Raw genomic sequence first — 17688 nt, forward strand, 5'->3', positions numbered from 1 at the left:
GCCAAAACGGCATCGTCGATCTTGTCCTCATCGATCTCCATCAACCGACGTTACCACGCGCGGCGCCCAAAATCCTGCGGCCCTGCTCGGATGGATACGGTTTAAGATTCTTCAGACGAGTCTGGGCCACCCAGACTCGATAGTCGAATTCAATGTCTTCCTGCTTAAGGAGTGACATAGCCTGCCGACCTCCTGCTCAGGATCATCGAGATGATCTTTTCGCATCGCGTAATGCGATCATGGATGACACTGTGAGCCGTTGCCGCAATCCCGACGTTACACAGGCGTTCAAGCATGTTGTTCCGCTCCGTCTGAATTAGGTCCAGTGCATCTGGAAACCAGCGCGCTCTCCGGCACCCATCTATGCAGGCCTGACCAACGCAGCGTCTCCCGTCCACTGTTCCAACATTAAAGCCTGGTGGTGGATCATAAGGATCGGAGCAGCGGTTTCCCCATCTTGTGAGGTGCCCGGTCTCAATAAGATTGTTTATCTCTTTCTGGGATAAACCTTGCCTCTGGAGCAGGAGTCTCAGGTTTTCTTTCGAGAATGTGTTTGCCTCGATTAACGCCATCGATAGCTCGAACACTTCCACGAACAGCGCGCTCCATCGGTTGTGGAGCTGCTTCCTGTTCCAGTAGTTTTTTGCTGAGCGCTTGTTCTTGTGGTCACCCAACAGTTGGGTAATGCTCTCCGTGGCACCTGACATATTAGCGCCGTACGCCAGTGCCGCGCTGCGTAGAGCACCAAGTGACGTGGGAAAATCAAGATTTTTCAACGCCATCCCGAACACGGTAGGACTAGCTCCGGTTTTTGCAAAAGTACCCAAAGAACCTATCTCGCCTGATGCGTAGTACAAAAATAGGTCGTCTTTAATCGTTTCGAGTTTGTCTAAGTATGATTTTTCTGAGGTATTCAAAAATTTCTTTAATTTCAGTTCTTTTATTTTCCTTTTCACTTCTTTTCGAAGGGGTGTAGTAAGTCTCTCCAAGAATTTTATGAGCTGATATGGATGCGCGTAAGGCCTAATAAGTGAGAGACAGTGCACGAAGTTGGGCTCGTCGTCTGCATTTTGAACTGTCCGATATTTTGGAGCGGCGAATTGGATGACTCGTTCACTTTGCCCAAATATGAGCGAAACTGGCTTAAAGGCATACACTCCAATGCGTAGCCCCATAATCACAGCTAGGTTGAACCGGGTCTTAATGAGCAAAAGGGCGACAAACGGCAAAAGGTCCCTTTCACTCGGGTAGAGGTAAGCAAGGTAGCCAGTTGGCCCCTTCAACCGTTTATGATTTCCATCTACCCTTAAAACCATTGCTCCAGGGTGGTTTTCTAGTCCGGCTATCGCCGTCCGCAACCCGTCATCTACTCGACGACCTCTAACTGATTGAATTTCAGTGCCAAATACGTGTAAAATGACATAAATTCGGTTTGCTAAGTTTTGCCAATCGCGAGATTTTCCTCCATGCTCCCGACGAGGGTCATGACCCAAAAGTTTCAGCGAATCGAACTCTTTAGATCGATCTATAATGATTTCCACCTCCCTCTTGAAGTGGATGTACATTTTGACGACGACCTCTATCGGGACAACGTCCTTAACTTCGGTGGATGTGCTAAGGAAGGTATTTAGCGGAATGTTTTCTTCCAGAATACCTAATGTCCTCAAAACTCTTCGAAAAAAGCTGATTTTCTTGTAGTTCCCGAGCCTCTCTACTAGAAAAATGTAGATCATTGAGGACGTATTCAGGTCAATGTCGTCGACATTCGAGACTGCGATCCCATGGTAGTTCTTAAGCCACGTTAGGAACTCTACTATGAGGTTGAGGCCTCGTCTTAAAACTATTAGCGTGGAGTGTGAACGACCTTTCAAAATGTGATCGTATATACGATCCGCGTTGTTAAATATGACCGGATATTCCTTGTAATCTTCGAAGGGGAACTCGTTTTCCTGTGCTCTCGTCGGACCACGGTAACTCGCTATAGAAATAGTGGTCTCGTTGACGGTTTTGCCGGGAAACCGCAGTACATCGTCGACTTCCACCGGTATTGAAGTGGACACTCTGAACTTTCCGATGCGACTAGAATGACGCTTCATTGCCTAGCGTCTCCTCCATCGCATCTAAAAAAAACTGCAAATAGCTTAGGCCAGCCTTCCCCAGGCGAAGTCGTCGGAGATAGCGAGCGGTGTCCTTCGGCAGCGCGTGCCCTAAACGTTCTTGGACTACTGCGACGCCCTCAGCGCCATAATCTTCTATCTGTTTGTGAGTTAGTTTTGAGGGGTCTTGCCCTTTGTCTCTGGCACGACCGGTGATAATCGCTTCTAATGAAATGCAGGCAAATGTGTGCCGCAGCACATGAGGCGTAATAAGAATGTCCTCCCCTGTGGTCTCTTTCGCGCGTCGTCTCGCTTCCGCGATGGCATAGGCTACCGATCTCGCTGTCAGCCTCCCGCGTCGGCGATTGATAAACATCGCTGACCTGTTTCCGCCGGAAGGTGTTGCGCGCACCAACAAATAGTAACGCCAAATCGCCCTCATCAAGTAACTTGGGATATATACCGTGCGGATTTTGTCGCCTTTACCCAGTATCCGCATGGGAAGCATATCTTCGCTAGATTCAAATGAAGCCTTCTCATCGGGCAGAACGCCTATCATCTCATCGTTTCTCGGATCGTAACGAAGTTGATACGCGTGACGTGGAAACTGTGGTTTTGCTAAAGAACGCTGTTTTTTGGAGCGGTTATGCAGCGACCCAGGCACCAGTGTGTTTTCAATCAGCTCATCGAGCCGCATACCCGTCCAAAGATAGAGGAGCACGACAAGATACCCTACAGGCTTGTCGACGTGTCGCATGATCGCACGTAACTGTTCTGGCGTGAGTGGTGTACTGTCCCCTGGGTCTATCCTTCTCCGATATTTTAGTTTTTGTTCCGATAGGCGTAGAGAGAGCGGAAGGGCTGTCGCCAACGCGTCGACAGACTTGAGCAAAACCTGCTGGCGCTCGTAGAGAGGAGGAACAGCCTTTGGCCAATCAACTAGTCCCTCTGTGGCCAGCCATTCGTAGCAAGCATGCGCTTCGCGTAGTCTCGTGCGAATTGTTGTCCTCATATCAAGACTGTTTTGAATCGAAGTAGCCCAATACTCCTGCGTCCAAAAGCCCCGCACCATATGTTCGCGGTAAAGGTCCTCTATGTGCCATCTCGCCAAGTTCTTCCAGTGAATTATTCCGTGGTCCGGATGGCATTCAATGCAATACATCCAAGAAACTATGTTTGTAAGGTTGTATCCTATGGCACGAATAGCATTATGAGATCGGTGATACGTGCCGACATTGTTGATAATTCCTTTAGCTAATCGTATTTTGCCGCTGCATCTTTCTTGTAGATAGAGATTCATTCCGTCGATATATTCGTCGTCATCACCAATTATGTAGGGGATGTGAGAAATACTTTTTAGGAACGGAGATCGGGTTCGAGGGGAAATCCAGTTCAGTGACGCCATCACGGTCCTCAATTCTCAATGTTCAGCAACTAGGAACAGCGCGCGCGGTCCTGCAGACGCCGAGCTTGTGCGGTGGTTTTTGAATTATCGGTGTATGTGAATCGAGTGCGACTACGGGATTTGCTGATCTAGATGCTCTAGGACATCCGCCCATTCCGTTTCAGCCATGAATAAGGATCGCTGTTCCGGGTAGAAGAATATGGCTGAAGGCTTGCGTATACAAATGTTAGCGATTTGCCCGTTTTCAAGAATATCAACGGTCGTTTCACATTCACAATCTAGACGATAGTGAAGCATTCGAAGGGCGGTGTTCGGCACTGACGCATCTCCGGCGAAGTAGGCCTCTAATATTATCTTGATCCCAAATAGTCCGAATGCCCTTGTCTCTCGTTCCTGTTGCCGAACCGTAGCGGTCAGCAAGCCTTCGTCGGACAACGTTGAGCGTATTTGGAGGACGGTTCTGTGGCGCGCACCCCTAGCATGCTCGTTGGGGCGATCTCCTGACCACGTCCAGGGAGGCCTCGCCGACATGCGTTCCCAAAAGGAGGCGTGAGTTTTCTCGGTCGATTGTGTTGCTACAGGCGTCTCGTTCACAGTGTAGCACCTTCAACATATTCCGCGTCCGTTCCTACCGCGTGCTTTGCGTCGCCCCCCCAGAACGCTATCCTACCATCGCACCAGCAGGCACGTAGCAGATCGACTGTGGCAGACCGATCAAGCCCTATGATGGTCAGGGCAGTGAGGTACTGTTTGATCCGGATTTTTTGTTCCGGCTGGCTGAGCTGCCGCATTCTTCTATAGCTTAGTTGGAGCGGGGCCGATCTCGTTGTGAGATTAAAGAGAACTTGCTCAATAATGTCATTGCGCATTGTAAAGCTCGCTACAAGGTCACGTGGAGCCCAATTGAACATGACTTGGTGTCAGATTGCAAATTTACTGTTCGAAGAAACTACTTAGACGAAGTTTATAATACTATTGATGACTCAAAGGAATTCTCGCGTTTTTCAATGTCGATAATTTTATTCTGTATTTATTTCCTTGCTGGCCAGCTGATTGATTTTTTATTAGAGGAGTCTGCTTTAATTGGTTTTGTTTTAAATTTTGGACATCTGTTTTTAAATCGTACTAATTTTTTAAAGATATGCTATTGGTTGGCCGATTGGTAAGTGTCAGTTGCGGGGTGATGTTGGCGCTACGACCAATACTTGGCCCGACCATCATCATTCGACACGGTAACAATTCCTTGTGTGTTGCCGACCAGGAGTAAGAACTCCTTTGATCGTCGTCTAAAATGCCCCTAAACCCGCCCGTTAGCTTGAGACGTCAGCGACGATTAATACTTTCTGCCTTCTTCAAAAAAATATCGAGCCCATAAGTATATTTTTCGTCCTCCACCGGCAGCTCATGCCTCAAGCCCCTCCGCGTTCGAGCCAAATAGAGAATATCATTCCAGCTTGTTCGCGACGAGTACAAGGCTGTCGACGTCCTGATCTTCACGTGCCAGGTACTGTGGGAGGTCGGCGTTGTCGAGCGAAGCACCACGCATACGTACCTTGGCTTGCCGCAATGCCGCCCCGACAGACTGCGCGCTGGCAATAGCCGCGTAAAACTGCGTGGCAAACACCGTTGCCGCAATATCTCCAATTGGCTCACTCATCGCGATTACGACGGGGACTGCTGGTAATATCGTCTCGGCACCATCAAGCGTTTCGCAGGCGTTGAGCACCAGCAATGTCGGGGGAGTGTCGGTCGCGGCCAAGGCCTCTGCGAGAAGGTCAAAACGAAGTTCGCTGCTCGCCGGAGCATCTAAGCTGCCGTTCTCCAGGAAAACCGATCCGCCGCCGCCGTGACCCGAGAAATGGACAACGTGCGGCCGGTGGTCATTGATGCCGTCGAGCAAGTCCTGAAACGTAGCCGCTGGTTTGTGTTCAAGGTCGAGGAGGTCGCGGTATTTCGAGCCCCGTAGCGCTTGCTTAACCTGGCGAACCTCAGCTTCGGTTCGAAGCCAATAGCTCTCCTTAACCGCCACGCCATCGGGCGTCTCATATTCCGTCTCGGTCGCCTCTGGGTTCGAAGTCAGATAGAGAACGCGAAGCTTTTCTGGCTTCGGAGCAGGGACCTCTACGAAGCGCACAGTCGGCGAGGTTAGCCGGGAGACCTCCCTGGCATGCTTGATATCCTCCTGACGTCGCTTTGTTAGAGCCCGGCCTGCGGCTTGCGAGATTGTCTTTTCAGCAGCTGACAGCGACTTCTGTTTCGCTGCTTGGTCTCTGGTATTCCTTGGGAGCTTCGCCTTCAGGTCAGCAATCTTCTTTTCCGCAGTCACGAGCTTTTTGTCTTCGGCTTCGGCTGATCGAATATACGACCGTTGGCTGGTGTCCGACTTCGTTCTAAGAGTCGGATTCGAAAAGGTCTCAGTAATCGCAATACCTTGCAATGCGGCGGGTCATAAGGCGAATGTGTGCAATCATGATCCATGCCTCGGCTGAGGCGATGGACCTTTCAACGTCTTTTGCCAATCTCCGGCATCTACCCAGCCACGCGAAGGTCCGCTCGACCACCCATCGACGTGGCAGAATTTCGAAGCCTTTCGCCTTGTCGCTGCGCTTGATGATCTCGACCGTCCAGCGTCCGATCTTATCCAGCCGCCGCCTCAGCTTTTCGCCCGCATAGCCACCATCGGCAAAGACGTGCAGCAACCATGGCCACCTGTGGCGGATGGATTTCAGGAGATCAGGAGCGCCATCGCGATCCTGTATGTCGGCGCTGTGCACCATGAGACCGACCATCAACCCGAGTGTGTCGACGATGATATGGCGCTTGCGGCCTTTGGTCTTCTTGCCCGCGTCATAGCCCCGGATACCGCCGCTTTCCGTGGTTTTGACGCTCTGGCTATCGATGACACCTGCAGTAGGGCTCGCCTCTTTGCCTTCAAGTTCGCGTGCTTCCATTACCAGGTAATGGTTGATGCGTGTCCAAAGCCCCAGCGCCCTCCATTCGTAGAAATAGCGCTGGACGGTTGAACAGGGTGGGAAATCCTTCGGCAGCATTCGCCACTGGCAACCGGTCGTGGCGATGTAGAGCAGAGCGTTTACGACCTCGCGCAAATCTGTAGTCCGGGGACGACCCAGGCGGCGGGGTATCGGCAGAAAAGGTCTGACCAACTCCCATTCTCGCTCCGTCATATCGCTTGCGTAGCGTGCCGTTCGCCGGGCATATTGCCGACGGGTGATTTTGGTCCAGGCCATCGTGAACTCCATCGAATCTTTGCAAATCCGAAGGAATCATAACCTACTGAAATCACCCACCTCTTTTTGAGGCAGCCTCTAAGGGCGTCGCTGCGCTTCTTCGATGACGCAGCACGGGCTGATGCGGCAACACCTTCCGCCTTGCTAACGTCCTTTCGTAGATCAGCCTCGGCTTTTTGAAGGCGAGCGATCTCGTTGCGAAGTGTGTCCACTCGTCCCATTCGGTGCTCCCGGCGGTGATTGAACAGTTCACTCGCAGCACTTCACAATTATTGTCGGCTACCTGACAAGTTGATTCTTTTTTAACGAGTAAGGTTCTGAAAAAGTTATTGAAACCTGCGCAGATGATCTGTGCCTCTCGCACAGGGGTGGTGGCGCATGCCGAAGAATCGGTGAATAATCAGCCGTATCAGGTGAAAGCCTGTAAGCGCGCGCCATCGCCTTTCGCAGGCGGCCCGTGATCGAATGATCCTGGCACCCATCAGACTTTTCAGAAGCTCTTATCAGGAGAACGCTTATGCTTGCCCAAAAGCAGCCTTCAGCCGACGTTTCCGATCCCATCGAAGCAGCCTTGGCTTACCATAATGGTGATGTCCGAGCGACAATTTCGACGCTGTTGGCAGACTGCGGCCATCTGAGGGACCAGCTGTCGGTGGCAACAGGGTGCATCAGCAAAGGGCTGACGCGCGGGTGGACGCCGGAGCTTGAGCGAAAAATTTAGCTGCGACCAGTTGGGATAGCACTCCCCCATGTGGCGAATAATGATGATCGCGCGGGATTGCTCGCTTATTCCGGTTGGAAATTCTCGCCAGCGCGCACATGTCACCTTGACCTTGTAGTGTCGCTCAAGAATGTGCGAGCCTTTTGCTGCGGACTACATAGGCAAGGATGCAAAGACAAAAATGCCGCCGAACAAACGCATAAAGGGGCTTAGTCCGCTGTCGCGAAATCTCCTTGCTGCGGGAGAGGGAGACGAGGTCGATTTCAAAAAAATTCCTGATGGCGTCAGCCAGGAAGACCTTGTGGCATTTGCGAACTCCGACACGGGCGGGCAGATTCTGGTTGGTGTCATCGAAGGTATCGTTGGCAGCGCTCAGGTCGGCGTTGTACGGGGATGCGACGTCAGTGATGGCGCGATCTTGCAGATAACTAACAAAGCCGTCAGCTGCATCCCACCCGTCTCCATAAAGATCACAATAGAGAATCTTGATGCGCAACCAATTTTGCGCATTGCAATACCCTCAAGCGAGACACGTCCTCACTGCACTTCAAAAGGTATCTACAACCGGCGGGACGGTTCCCGGAACCGGGCACTTCATCCCAACGAGTTGCTTCGCATATTCCTCGACACCGAAGCTCGCGCATTTGCTGAGCGGTTTGAAGCGGCGGCTGACCGGATTTCGAACGACCTGTCTACCCTTGAGCATTCGCTCGACAAAAGCATCAAATACATGGGTGATCAGCTTGGTTGGGCAGAGTCACAAATGTACGATACGGAGAGCAGCCTGGACGAAATCCTTCGAAGGACACGCGGCGTAGAACAGTCGACCGGAGATATTACGGAGCGCTTCAGAGCGCTCTTTCGGCAGGACGGCCGCGATGATCCGGTCCAAAAGCGAGAGCGGAACAAGCTAGTCAATAGGTTTATCAAAGCAATAGATGGGAGCGACGACCACCTCGAAACCATAAGGTCGGGAGGGGATTTGGCAATGACGAGCTTCACAGGATTATCTCCCGAACTGACTGAGGAGGATGGAAAACTCGCTTTGCAAGTAGCTGTTGATCACGTCCGCCGCCGCGAGGATATGCGAAACTATGACGTGTTCTGCAAAGCTCCAAAGAAGTGCGACGAAGGGGAGTTGGATGCGTTCTGCGCGATAGTTGGGGAGGGCGGAGAAGTCATCGATGGAATGAAGGATCGCGCGAAGGAAGCACTTCGCCTCGGTTTCATCACTTACAAAGGAGAAGTAGTTGGTACGGCGGGATTGAAGAAGCCAAAAGCGTCTTATCGCACCAAGGTGTTTGCGAAAGCGAAGAGCAGTCAGCCTCCTACAAAATACCCGTACGAGCTTGGGTGGATTTATCTGCAGGAAATACACCGGAAAAAGGGGCAGATGACCAGGCTCATCAATGAGCTGATGCCGCTGGCGAAAGGTGCTGGGATGTTTTCCACGACACGCTCAGCAAACGCGATCATGCAGGAGATGCTTGCTCAACTCGATTTCCGAGCTGAGGGCGAAGCTTATCCATCGACGCTTCAGCCCGACGAGACCCTGCAGCTGTTCCTGCTCGACGCCGAGGAAGCCAGAGCCATTGAATAGTCCCCTTGCATGTGTGCAATCTCCGCTTCCTGTTGTGACCGCACTGAAGTAGCGATTTCCAAGTGATACATGTCATTTTCAACAACTTTGGGTACTTATTCTCTAATTTTGCAGATAGGCCATGAGCGGACGGTCGCCCTCGCCGGGCGGCAGGAACGATCAGCGCCACTGGTCGCCGACATGCAGGTGTGGCACGTCCATCACCGCGCCCGCGTCGCAACCAAGTCCCCACTCGGCGAGGCTTTGGCCTACATTGCAAAATACTGGTATGGTCTGAAGCTCTTCCTGGCCGATGGGCGCATCTAGATCGACAACAACAGCGTCGAGCGGACCATCCGGCCGATAGCCCTCAATCGCAAGAATGCGCTCTTTGCCGGGCACGACACTGGGGCTGAGAACTGGGCGACCATCGCCTCGCTCATTGAGACCTGCAAGCTCAATGCCGTCGATCCGTTGGCCTATTTGACCGCGACGCTTACTGCCATTGTCAACGGTCACAAGCAGACCCGGATCGATGGGCTGTTGCCGTGGAATTATCCGGGACGAGCAAACGGCTGAAGTCTGCTGTCGGCCCGAAAATCCAAACGTCTTCTATGAAGCCGGTATCGCGCATACGCTCGGCAAGCATGTGGTGCCGATCACCCAAAATGGCGGCGACGTACCTGCTGACCTCCGGCATCATCGTTACCTTCAGTATCTCAATAACGGTGAAGGGCTGCAATCGTTGGAGAGGCAGTTGGCATCGCGGCTTGCCAACATCTAGCTGGCATCCCTACTTGGGGGCGTCTTGCCAAGGGCGGTCTGTTACAGAGGTGCAGGAGCGAACCCTGCCGCGACCAGCGCTGGTTTCACCCCCTCCAGGCATATCACTGGAACTCCGAAGACGAACAGATCGCGAGCCCGTGTAACGGCGACGTAGCCAATTCGACCTTCCTCAGTCGCGGGACCACTCAGCATCGCCAAAATGTCACTTCTCCGGGCTACATAGAACACGCCGCTCAAGCTCTCCCACTTCACCTTATGAACGGTCGAGATGCGGAACGTGACCCTGTCTTCGAGCGCGTTGGATGGGTCGATCAATGAGCTTTCGCCAAGCCTGTCTTCGCAAGGCGTCCACCAAGAGTGTCGGCTGGTTTCAGCCCGTGGTCCTTCTCTAGGGTAAGGACCACGGCTTTGATCCTGGGAAAAAGGGGCAATGTGCCAAGCTGTAATCTCATCGACCATTGCTCCTGTCGCTGCGGCCATTCGATCTGCAATGCTGGGTTTATTTCTCTGGCCTGATTGATCCCGTTGGAGGTTGTGTCAAACAACATGGTGGCATAACGAGGGATGAGTCGTGGCAAGCGAGAATCGATCAAAACTAGTCAGAATGACGATCAGAAATATCGGCTGTGTCGGGAACGATGGCTTGGAGATCGAACTCGACAACATTGTGTGCATTGTCGGCCGGAACAACTCCGGGAAGTCGACCCTGTTGAGGGCGTACGAGCTTGCAAAAGGTGTTGTTACTTTCGTCCTCGCTGAAGATCGGTTCCAGCACGCCGCTTCAGACCAGCCTTCTGAAATCTTGCTCGAAGTTCACATTCCTGACGGGATCGGCAACGTCGATCCACGATGGAAGACGGATCGTGACGGTCTGCGGATTGTGAAAAGCCGTTGGCAGTGGAGCGCCCCGGACTTTATACGCACTAGGACAACTTGGGACCCAACCGACGGCGAAAATGGAGAGGGAGACTGGTCTGCGGACGGTAAAGCTAGCGGAGCAGACCCTGTGTTCACTTCTCGGTTGCCCAGGCCGTTGCGGATCGGTTCTCTTGATGATGCTCAAAAGACAGAGGAGATGCTTTTAGCACTGGCACTGGGACCTCTGCTGACCAACGTCGAGAAGGAGCGGAATAACAAGGATTCCCCCTTGTTCAAAGCTATTGCCAGCGTCAGTAGCCATATTGACGCCCTAAGCACCGACCATACCCAACACTTCAATGATATTGCCATGAAGATTGCGACCGGGTTTCAGGGCGTGTTTCCGAAGATGGATGTCCGCTTGAATATCGCGGCGTCTCCCTTTGTACCCAAAGTCGCGGACCTTGTGAAAGCCGGTTCCAGTATCCGAATAAAGGATGGGCTCAGCGATACGATGCTGAAACAACAAGGAACAGGGGCGAGAAGGGCTTTGTTCTGGGCAATGTTGCAAGTCCACAACGAGCTGACCCGCGACAAGGAGATACGTGACGAGTACCGAAAAGGGCTAGGGTTGGAAATAGTTGGCGTCGAAAAGAAGCTTGCTAGCAAAAAGATTGGCGAACAGGAAAAAATCGAAACCGAAGGGCTTGTTGACGAACTAAAAGCAAAGCTCAAAGCGCATGACGATGGATCGCCTATCCCGGACAGCCCAGACGACCCAGCATTGCCTGGTTACCTACTTCTAATAGATGAGCCGGAGAACGCTCTCCACCCAATGGCAGCTCGTGCAGCCCAGCGTCACTTGTACAAGCTCGCCGAAAGCCCGGATTGGCAGGTCTTGATGACGACGCACTCGCCATATTTCATCAATCCCTTTGAGGATCATACGACAATCGTGCGGCTTGAGCGGACGGTGGACCAAAAGGCAGTTACCGTTGTCTCGCCCCGAACATACCGATCTGATCGGATCGTGTTCGACGGTGACGACAAACAGCGGCTTCAAGCGTTGCAGCAAATCGACCCTAGCTTCGCGGAGATATTTTTTGGTTCCTACCCGATCTTGGTGGAAGGCGATACCGAACATGCCGCGTTCATGGCATCAGTCGTGGAAAAACAGCATGAACTCATCAACGAGGTGACAATCATCAGGGCGCGGGGAAAGGCTATTCTCACGCCGCTAGTACGCGTCATGCAGCACTTCAAAATCGATTTCGGTATTGTCCACGATTGCGACCCACCTTTCAAGAAGAACGGTGATAACAACGGTATGTGGACGGAAAACAAAAAAATTCGGGACGCAATACTTACCGCACGTGAGGCGGGCATCACCATCAGGCACCGTGTCAGCATCCCCGATTTTGAGCGCTTCCTGGGTGGCGAGGAAGAGGCAAAGAACAAACCGGTGACGGCTTACCTGCGTATCACGGGTGAGGAGGAACTTGGATCGTCTGTGCAAGCACTGCTGGACGAGTTGCTTTCCAGCAAACAGTATGAACCGTTCGACCCCAATGTTTTCCCTGCCGGAGCCGACTATATGAATACCCTCGGCGGTCAGATCGCGAATTGGGCTAAGCTGAACGGCATGGCCGACGAAGTGCGGTTCAAAGGCAACGCTTAACCGACTGCGTTCTCAATTCTTGCAGGCACATATGACAGCAATACCCCATCCGAATTATGAGTTGCACACACTAGGTTGGAAGGCATTCCAAGATTTGTGTGTGACCGTCGCAGCTGAATCATTAGGTCGCCCAGTGCAGATGTTTCTGCCTTCCAAAGATGGCGGTCGTGACGGTGCATTTGTCGGAACTTGGCAGTCTGGGGAGAGCACTGGAACGTCTACGATCCAATGCAAGTTCACAAGCCTCCCGCATGAGCACCTATCGTTTGCGATGCTCCAGGACGAAATTGAAAAAGTGAAAAACCTCGTCGCGCAAGGTATTGCACGCGACTACATTATCCTGACAAACCACCCTGTGAGCGGCGTTGCTGAGGCTGAAATTAAAGCCCAGTTCGAGAAAGCCGGAGCCGAGAGGTGTTCTGTTTTCGGGAAAGATTGGATCGTTGGGGAGATTGTGAAGTCGTCCCGTCTCCGAATGCTTGTCCCAAGGCTTTATGGATTAGGCGACCTCAGTCAGATTTTGGATGATCGCGCATATGAGCAAGCTGGTATGATCCTAAGCGCTATGGGTGACGACTTGAAGAAGTTGGTCGTTACAGATGCCCACAAGCGGAGCGTCGAAGCGATATCCAGGCACAATCTCGTGCTCCTGCTCGGTGCACCGGCAGCTGGTAAATCCACAATTGGCGCTAGCCTGGCGGTGGGAGCAGCGGACATCTGGAAGTCGCTCACCCTCCGAGCTACTTCACCAGAATACATTGAACAGCACCTCAATCCTCGCGAGCAGCAGTTCATTTGGGTTGATGACGCTTGGGGTAGTACGCAGTACCAACGCGACAGGACGGAAAGTTGGAATCGGGTCCTTCCGCTGATCCAAGCGGCGATCAAGCGTGGCACCCGCTTCCTCTTAACAAGCAGAGATTACATTTGGGAGGCAGCGAAACGTGATTTGAAGGTTCACTCGTTGCCGCTTCTAACGCACAGCCAGGTGGTCATAAATGTGCAAGGCTATCATGAGGCAGAGAAAGCTCAGATTCTCTACAATCATATTCGTATGGGCGACCAACCTGCCGCTTTCCGGGCTGCGATCAAGGGGCATCTTCCCGCTATAGCTTCACGAGACGACTTCCTTCCTGAGACCGCTCGGCGGCTTGGTTCTCAGTTTTTGGCAGGCAACATCAAGACAGACAAGGCGACAGTTGAAAAATTCTTCGCTTCGCCAGAAGGGTTTCTGGTCGACACGATTTCCGGACTGGCGAGGGACTGCCTCGCTGCGGTGGCGGTAATCTATCTGTCAGGCGGGGTCATCGCTTCGCCCGTGCCGGACGAAGGCGTTTTGCAGGAGGTGACCGCTGTTTACGGCGTCAGCGCCATCCAAGTGCGTGATGCTCTAACCTCTCTTAATGGCAGCCTTTTACTCCTCGCTCACAACGAACAGGGCCGTTATTGGACCTACAAGCACCCTACAGTCGGAGATGCGTTCTCAACCTACGTCTCCAGAAATCCAGAATTCCTTGATTTTTTTCTCCGGGGTGCAAAACCTGAAACACTGATGCGAGAGGTTGTATGTGGGACCGTCGAATTGCGAGGGGCATCCGTAGCGATTCTGCCCAACCACTATACTTTGCTTCTTGAACGGTTGAAGGGAGTGTCGGTTTTTCTGCTCCGAAATTTTGTCTCTTATCGTGCCGACGCGGCTTTTGCCGCACTGCTGTTGCATGAGCGTAAGGACCTTCTGCGCGGGCTACAATCATTCGCGACTCCTATCGCGCAAGATGCAGACACCTCATTGCTGGTCCGGTTACATGAATATGGAATACTGCCACCGGACCTAAGACATGGCTTCGTGGAAGCGGTCAAGAAAGCTGCCGTCGAAGAGGCGGATACAAGCTTTTTGGATGATGACGGAGTTGCGAGCGTTCTCACCGACCGAGAAGAGGAAGAAATCCTGGAAGAGGTTAGAAGCGTTCTTTTACCCAATATCGATGATCAAATCCGGCGTGTCCGCACCCAATGGGACAGCGATTATCCGCCTGATGATCATTTTGACGAGTTGAGAGGTTCAATAGCGACGTTTGTGAAGGTGACTTATGGCGCGGAATTAGCGAAGGATTTCCTTGCCTCGACTGAGAGGCTCATTTCAAATGCAGTGGACGATATGCAATCGGACTACACACCTGCGCCTTCGGAAGCTTCGCCAATCAAGGGTGGTGACACGATGTCCTCGCCTTTAGTCGGGCTTTTTCGAGACGTCGATGCCTGACCGCCTTCAAGGCGCGTGCTTCACTTTCTAGGTTGTCGCTCAACGCGCACTGGTGATTGGTATGCGGTTTGCTTAGCTTCCGAACGAACCTTATCGGACATCAGGTCCGCAAACCCGTCTATCGAGGTGTTGGAAGTTCAGTACCATATGGTGTAGTAACCCAGTGATGACGCATGTGTTAGGGCTCTTGCACACACCACAGACACGCCTAGTTTCCCAAAACAGCTTTCAAGCCAGCGACCCGATCTCAACGCGCGTACCAGAATCCCCGGCAGCAGCAGGTCGTAGGAGTTTTAATGGCGTCTGATGATCCGACAACAATCAAGCTCGTCCGCGTGATCGATTTGGAGACGGCTGGTAATGGGCCGCAAGATGTCTGCGAGATCGGCTGGCAGGATGTGATCCAGGGTAGGGACGGGCGACGGGAACTCGATGCTGAGCGCGGTTCGCTGATGGTCAATCCAGGTCGACCGATTTCGCCTGAAACCATGGCTGTCCATCATATTCTCGACCGCGAGGTGCGAACAGCCGATTTTCAAGGGTTATTATCGTATACGTGGAAAGCACAACGGGCGCTCGACCCAATTGGGGAGCGCCCGTGTGTTGCGTACTGACGGCAAACGCTCAATGATCAGCAGGCCGTCGGCGTGGGACGGGAAATAGTCTCTGGATACTAGCTTCGCAACAACTGATTTTGCAGGCCAGCCATGTGTCTGCATGCCACCTGACACCGCATACCGACCAGACGGCGTGGCTAGCCTGAAGACGAAACGGATCGACGCTGTTCCCATCGCTTAAACTCTTCAGCAAGTCGGTTTCGCCGTGCTTCCTTCGCCGCTGCTTCAAGAGCCTTTCTCTGCTCTTTCGGCACAGCACGCACAGTTTTCGTCGTTGTTTTTAGCGTTTTCACCTTTGGCTTTTGTTTGCGGAGAACATTTCGCGCACGAGGTTGTTCAAAGTGAAATTCGATGTTTCCAGGCGAAAATCCCAGGCCTTTGTCAATCATTGCCACGAACCGATGGGATCGATAGTTGGGTGTCATCTCCCAGAGATCGTTGCAGAAGACCTCGAAATTATCACGCCAGGCAGAATACACAAATTCGCCAGAAGCAATTATCCGGTCATACTCGCCGCGAAGGAATTTCTCTTTCATCATTCCCGCACGATAGTCCTACAAAGAGAACAATTCAAGAACGAACGTGGGTACAGTGTTTCATTTGATGACCGACATAAGCAACTTCATCACTACGCGAACAAATCGCCATTTTTCGAGTGATACCCTCCAAGCCCACCGACTTCGGTGTAGCGTGGCAGAACCATTATCTGATCATCACGAAGGGGCCGCTGAAGCTTCTTCGCTTCCTTCCAGTCCGCACTCATTCAAATCTCGCATTCTTCTCTCGTTGTAAGCAGCACGGGCATTGCCTTCGGGTGGATCGGCTTCACAACGTTATTGGGGTTGGTCGTGAGAAACGCGTAAATGTCATGCGCACCTTCCCGGGGTGCCTTGACGGGCCCGCGTGCTCCAATCCATTTGGTATGAATGCCCGCAAGCGTGAACACCGGTTGGTCTTACATCAGGTGACTGCAGGGCGGTATCACCGCCCCGCGAACTTACACAAATATCAGGCGGCTTTAACCGACACCGGAAGCCGGAAAGGCGCACCCAATCTATTAAAGGCATTCATGGCGGCGATGGTGATTGTGAGATCGACCAGGTCCTTCGGTTCGAACGCCGAGGAAGCAGCCGCATAAGCTTCATCCGATGCGTGTGTTTCGCTTACCCGCGTCACTTCTTCGGCCCAAGCGAGAGCCGCACGTTGTTGGTCGGTGAAAATGTGAGGCACCTCGTCCCAGACGGGTACCAGCGCGACTTTGTCGACTGACATGGTCTTGCGGAGATCACGACCGTGCATGTCAATGCAGTGGGCGCAACCGTTGATCTGGGAGACCCTTAGAAAGACGAGGTGGATTAGCTCTTCAGGCAGATTGGTGTTCTTCATCACATAATTGTGGACTCCGAGCAGAGCTTTTGCGCCGTCCGGGGCGACTTCGTACCAGTTCATGCGTGTCATCGAATTGATCCTTTCAATTTCTGATGGTTGCAGTTTTCCGGCCGCCGACACGCAGTGTCGGCGTTAGGTATTCTCGAATTATTCTTCACTTACCGGGGCGGGCGCGCTGCCTTCAGAGCCGTCACGCGTGCGGTCTCACGTGCCGCCGTGCGGTCGCGAAACCAGTCGGCAACCAAGCTCTCGAAGGCTTCAGGCCGCCCCCCTTGAGCCAGATCGGCCAAGCTTGTCCTTGCCAACTCCGAGCGCATGCGTTTTTCAGCCCTGAGCATCACCGCATGGATACGACAGACACCGTTTATCGACCAAGGGGGCGGAGTGCCACCGAACAACACACAACCGCGACGCACTTCCTTGCAGTCGAACAGCTTACGATCACCTTCGATGGCGTCGACAACATCCAGAACCGACACGTCCGCAGGGGATTTAGCCAACTCATAGCCGCCACTGATCCCGTCGGCGGAGTTGACGATGCCCGCTTTTTCCAGCTTCGGCATGATCTTTGCCACCGTCGCCGCCGGTACTCCCTGCATCTCCGCCAGGTCGCGGCTGCTCGCGCGTTTGGGATGCTCGGCGACGAGCCAAAGAAGAGTATGGAGCCCGTACTCAATTGAGACTCCGAACAGGCTTACACCTTTGCGGTGGCCCGAGCCTTCGCTGTCTGCCAAGGCCTGACCAAGGTCGCCAATCGCGTCTACGTCTTCCTCTGTCATAACGCCACCTGTGTTCATCCGCGTTAAAACTATAACGCTACCTACATAAGTCCACGTTAGTAGTCAATCTGAAATCAATTGTTCGTCCATGTTGTTTTTGTGGTGGATTAGCATGCATTCCGAGGACGCGGGTCGACTTGGCCTGTGTCAGAACTCCAGACTTGGAGCGGCGTCAGCTTGTTGATTTCACCTGCGATTCTGATCGCTGGAAAGCGTGATATCGACGGGAAACGCCTTATTATTACACCTTAGACTTGTCTGGGCGCGTA

At 52.8% G+C, this 17688-nt stretch carries 11 protein-coding genes and 1 pseudogene; 5 read left to right on the forward strand and 7 right to left on the reverse strand.

Features of this window, described 5'->3' with window-relative positions; translation table 11 throughout:
• Positions 1-164: 164 nt before the first annotated feature.
• The 4 genes from ASC96_RS16410 to ASC96_RS16435 all read right to left on the reverse strand — a co-directional run bounded on the left by ASC96_RS16410 (position 165) and on the right by ASC96_RS16435 (position 6749).
• Complete coding sequence (locus tag ASC96_RS16410) at positions 165-2060, reverse strand: hypothetical protein (protein WP_156397548.1); 1896 nt, start codon at positions 2058-2060, stop codon at positions 165-167.
• 19 nt (positions 2061-2079) lie between these two features.
• The gene (locus ASC96_RS16415; protein WP_060504225.1) at positions 2080-3501 is read right to left on the reverse strand and encodes a tyrosine-type recombinase/integrase; all 1422 of its coding nucleotides are present in this window, start codon (positions 3499-3501) and stop codon (positions 2080-2082) included.
• Between the two features lie 1444 nt (positions 3502-4945).
• Positions 4946-5938, reverse strand: coding sequence for a CHAT domain-containing protein (locus tag ASC96_RS16430; RefSeq protein WP_082512116.1), 993 nt, complete (start codon positions 5936-5938; stop codon positions 4946-4948).
• Positions 5916-6749 carry an IS5 family transposase gene (locus ASC96_RS16435; RefSeq protein ID WP_060504274.1) on the reverse strand — a complete coding sequence of 278 codons (834 nt, stop codon included), beginning with the start codon at positions 6747-6749 and terminating at the stop codon, positions 5916-5918. Before ASC96_RS16435 ends, ASC96_RS16430 begins: the two co-directional genes overlap by 23 nt.
• A gap of 902 nt (positions 6750-7651) precedes the next feature.
• Here ASC96_RS16435 and ASC96_RS16445 point away from each other — a divergent pair.
• From ASC96_RS16445 to ASC96_RS31815, 5 genes and pseudogenes are all read left to right on the forward strand, one after another.
• Positions 7652-9070, forward strand: coding sequence for a GNAT family N-acetyltransferase (locus ASC96_RS16445; protein WP_162246364.1), 1419 nt, complete (start codon positions 7652-7654; stop codon positions 9068-9070).
• A gap of 138 nt (positions 9071-9208) precedes the next feature.
• Positions 9209-9628: pseudogene (locus tag ASC96_RS31805) on the forward strand (transposase); the annotation flags it as partial.
• Between the two features lie 811 nt (positions 9629-10439).
• Positions 10440-12371 carry an AAA family ATPase gene (locus ASC96_RS31810; RefSeq protein WP_082512117.1) on the forward strand — a complete coding sequence of 644 codons (1932 nt, stop codon included), beginning with the start codon at positions 10440-10442 and terminating at the stop codon, positions 12369-12371.
• A gap of 31 nt (positions 12372-12402) precedes the next feature.
• The gene (locus ASC96_RS16470; protein ID WP_156397554.1) at positions 12403-14634 is read left to right on the forward strand and encodes a hypothetical protein; all 2232 of its coding nucleotides are present in this window, start codon (positions 12403-12405) and stop codon (positions 14632-14634) included.
• A 296-nt stretch (positions 14635-14930) separates the two neighbouring features.
• Positions 14931-15248: a hypothetical protein gene (locus tag ASC96_RS31815; RefSeq protein WP_244482105.1), complete on the forward strand. Its 318-nt coding sequence runs from the start codon at positions 14931-14933 to the stop codon at positions 15246-15248.
• Positions 15249-15388: 140 nt separating this feature from the next.
• Here the strand turns inward: ASC96_RS31815 and ASC96_RS32695 are convergent, their stop codons facing one another.
• The 3 genes from ASC96_RS32695 to ASC96_RS16485 form a co-directional block, all read right to left on the reverse strand.
• Positions 15389-15790: a hypothetical protein gene (locus tag ASC96_RS32695; protein WP_156397556.1), complete on the reverse strand. Its 402-nt coding sequence runs from the start codon at positions 15788-15790 to the stop codon at positions 15389-15391.
• 469 nt (positions 15791-16259) lie between these two features.
• The gene (locus tag ASC96_RS16480) at positions 16260-16709 is read right to left on the reverse strand and encodes a carboxymuconolactone decarboxylase family protein (protein WP_060504236.1); all 450 of its coding nucleotides are present in this window, start codon (positions 16707-16709) and stop codon (positions 16260-16262) included.
• Between the two features lie 89 nt (positions 16710-16798).
• Positions 16799-17419 (reverse strand): Rrf2 family transcriptional regulator, encoded by a 621-nt coding sequence (locus tag ASC96_RS16485; RefSeq protein WP_082512118.1) that lies wholly within the window; start codon positions 17417-17419, stop codon positions 16799-16801.
• Positions 17420-17688: the final 269 nt, after the last annotated feature.

Source organism: Rhizobium sp. Root1204, assembly GCF_001424965.1.
GTDB lineage: Bacteria > Pseudomonadota > Alphaproteobacteria > Rhizobiales > Rhizobiaceae > Pararhizobium.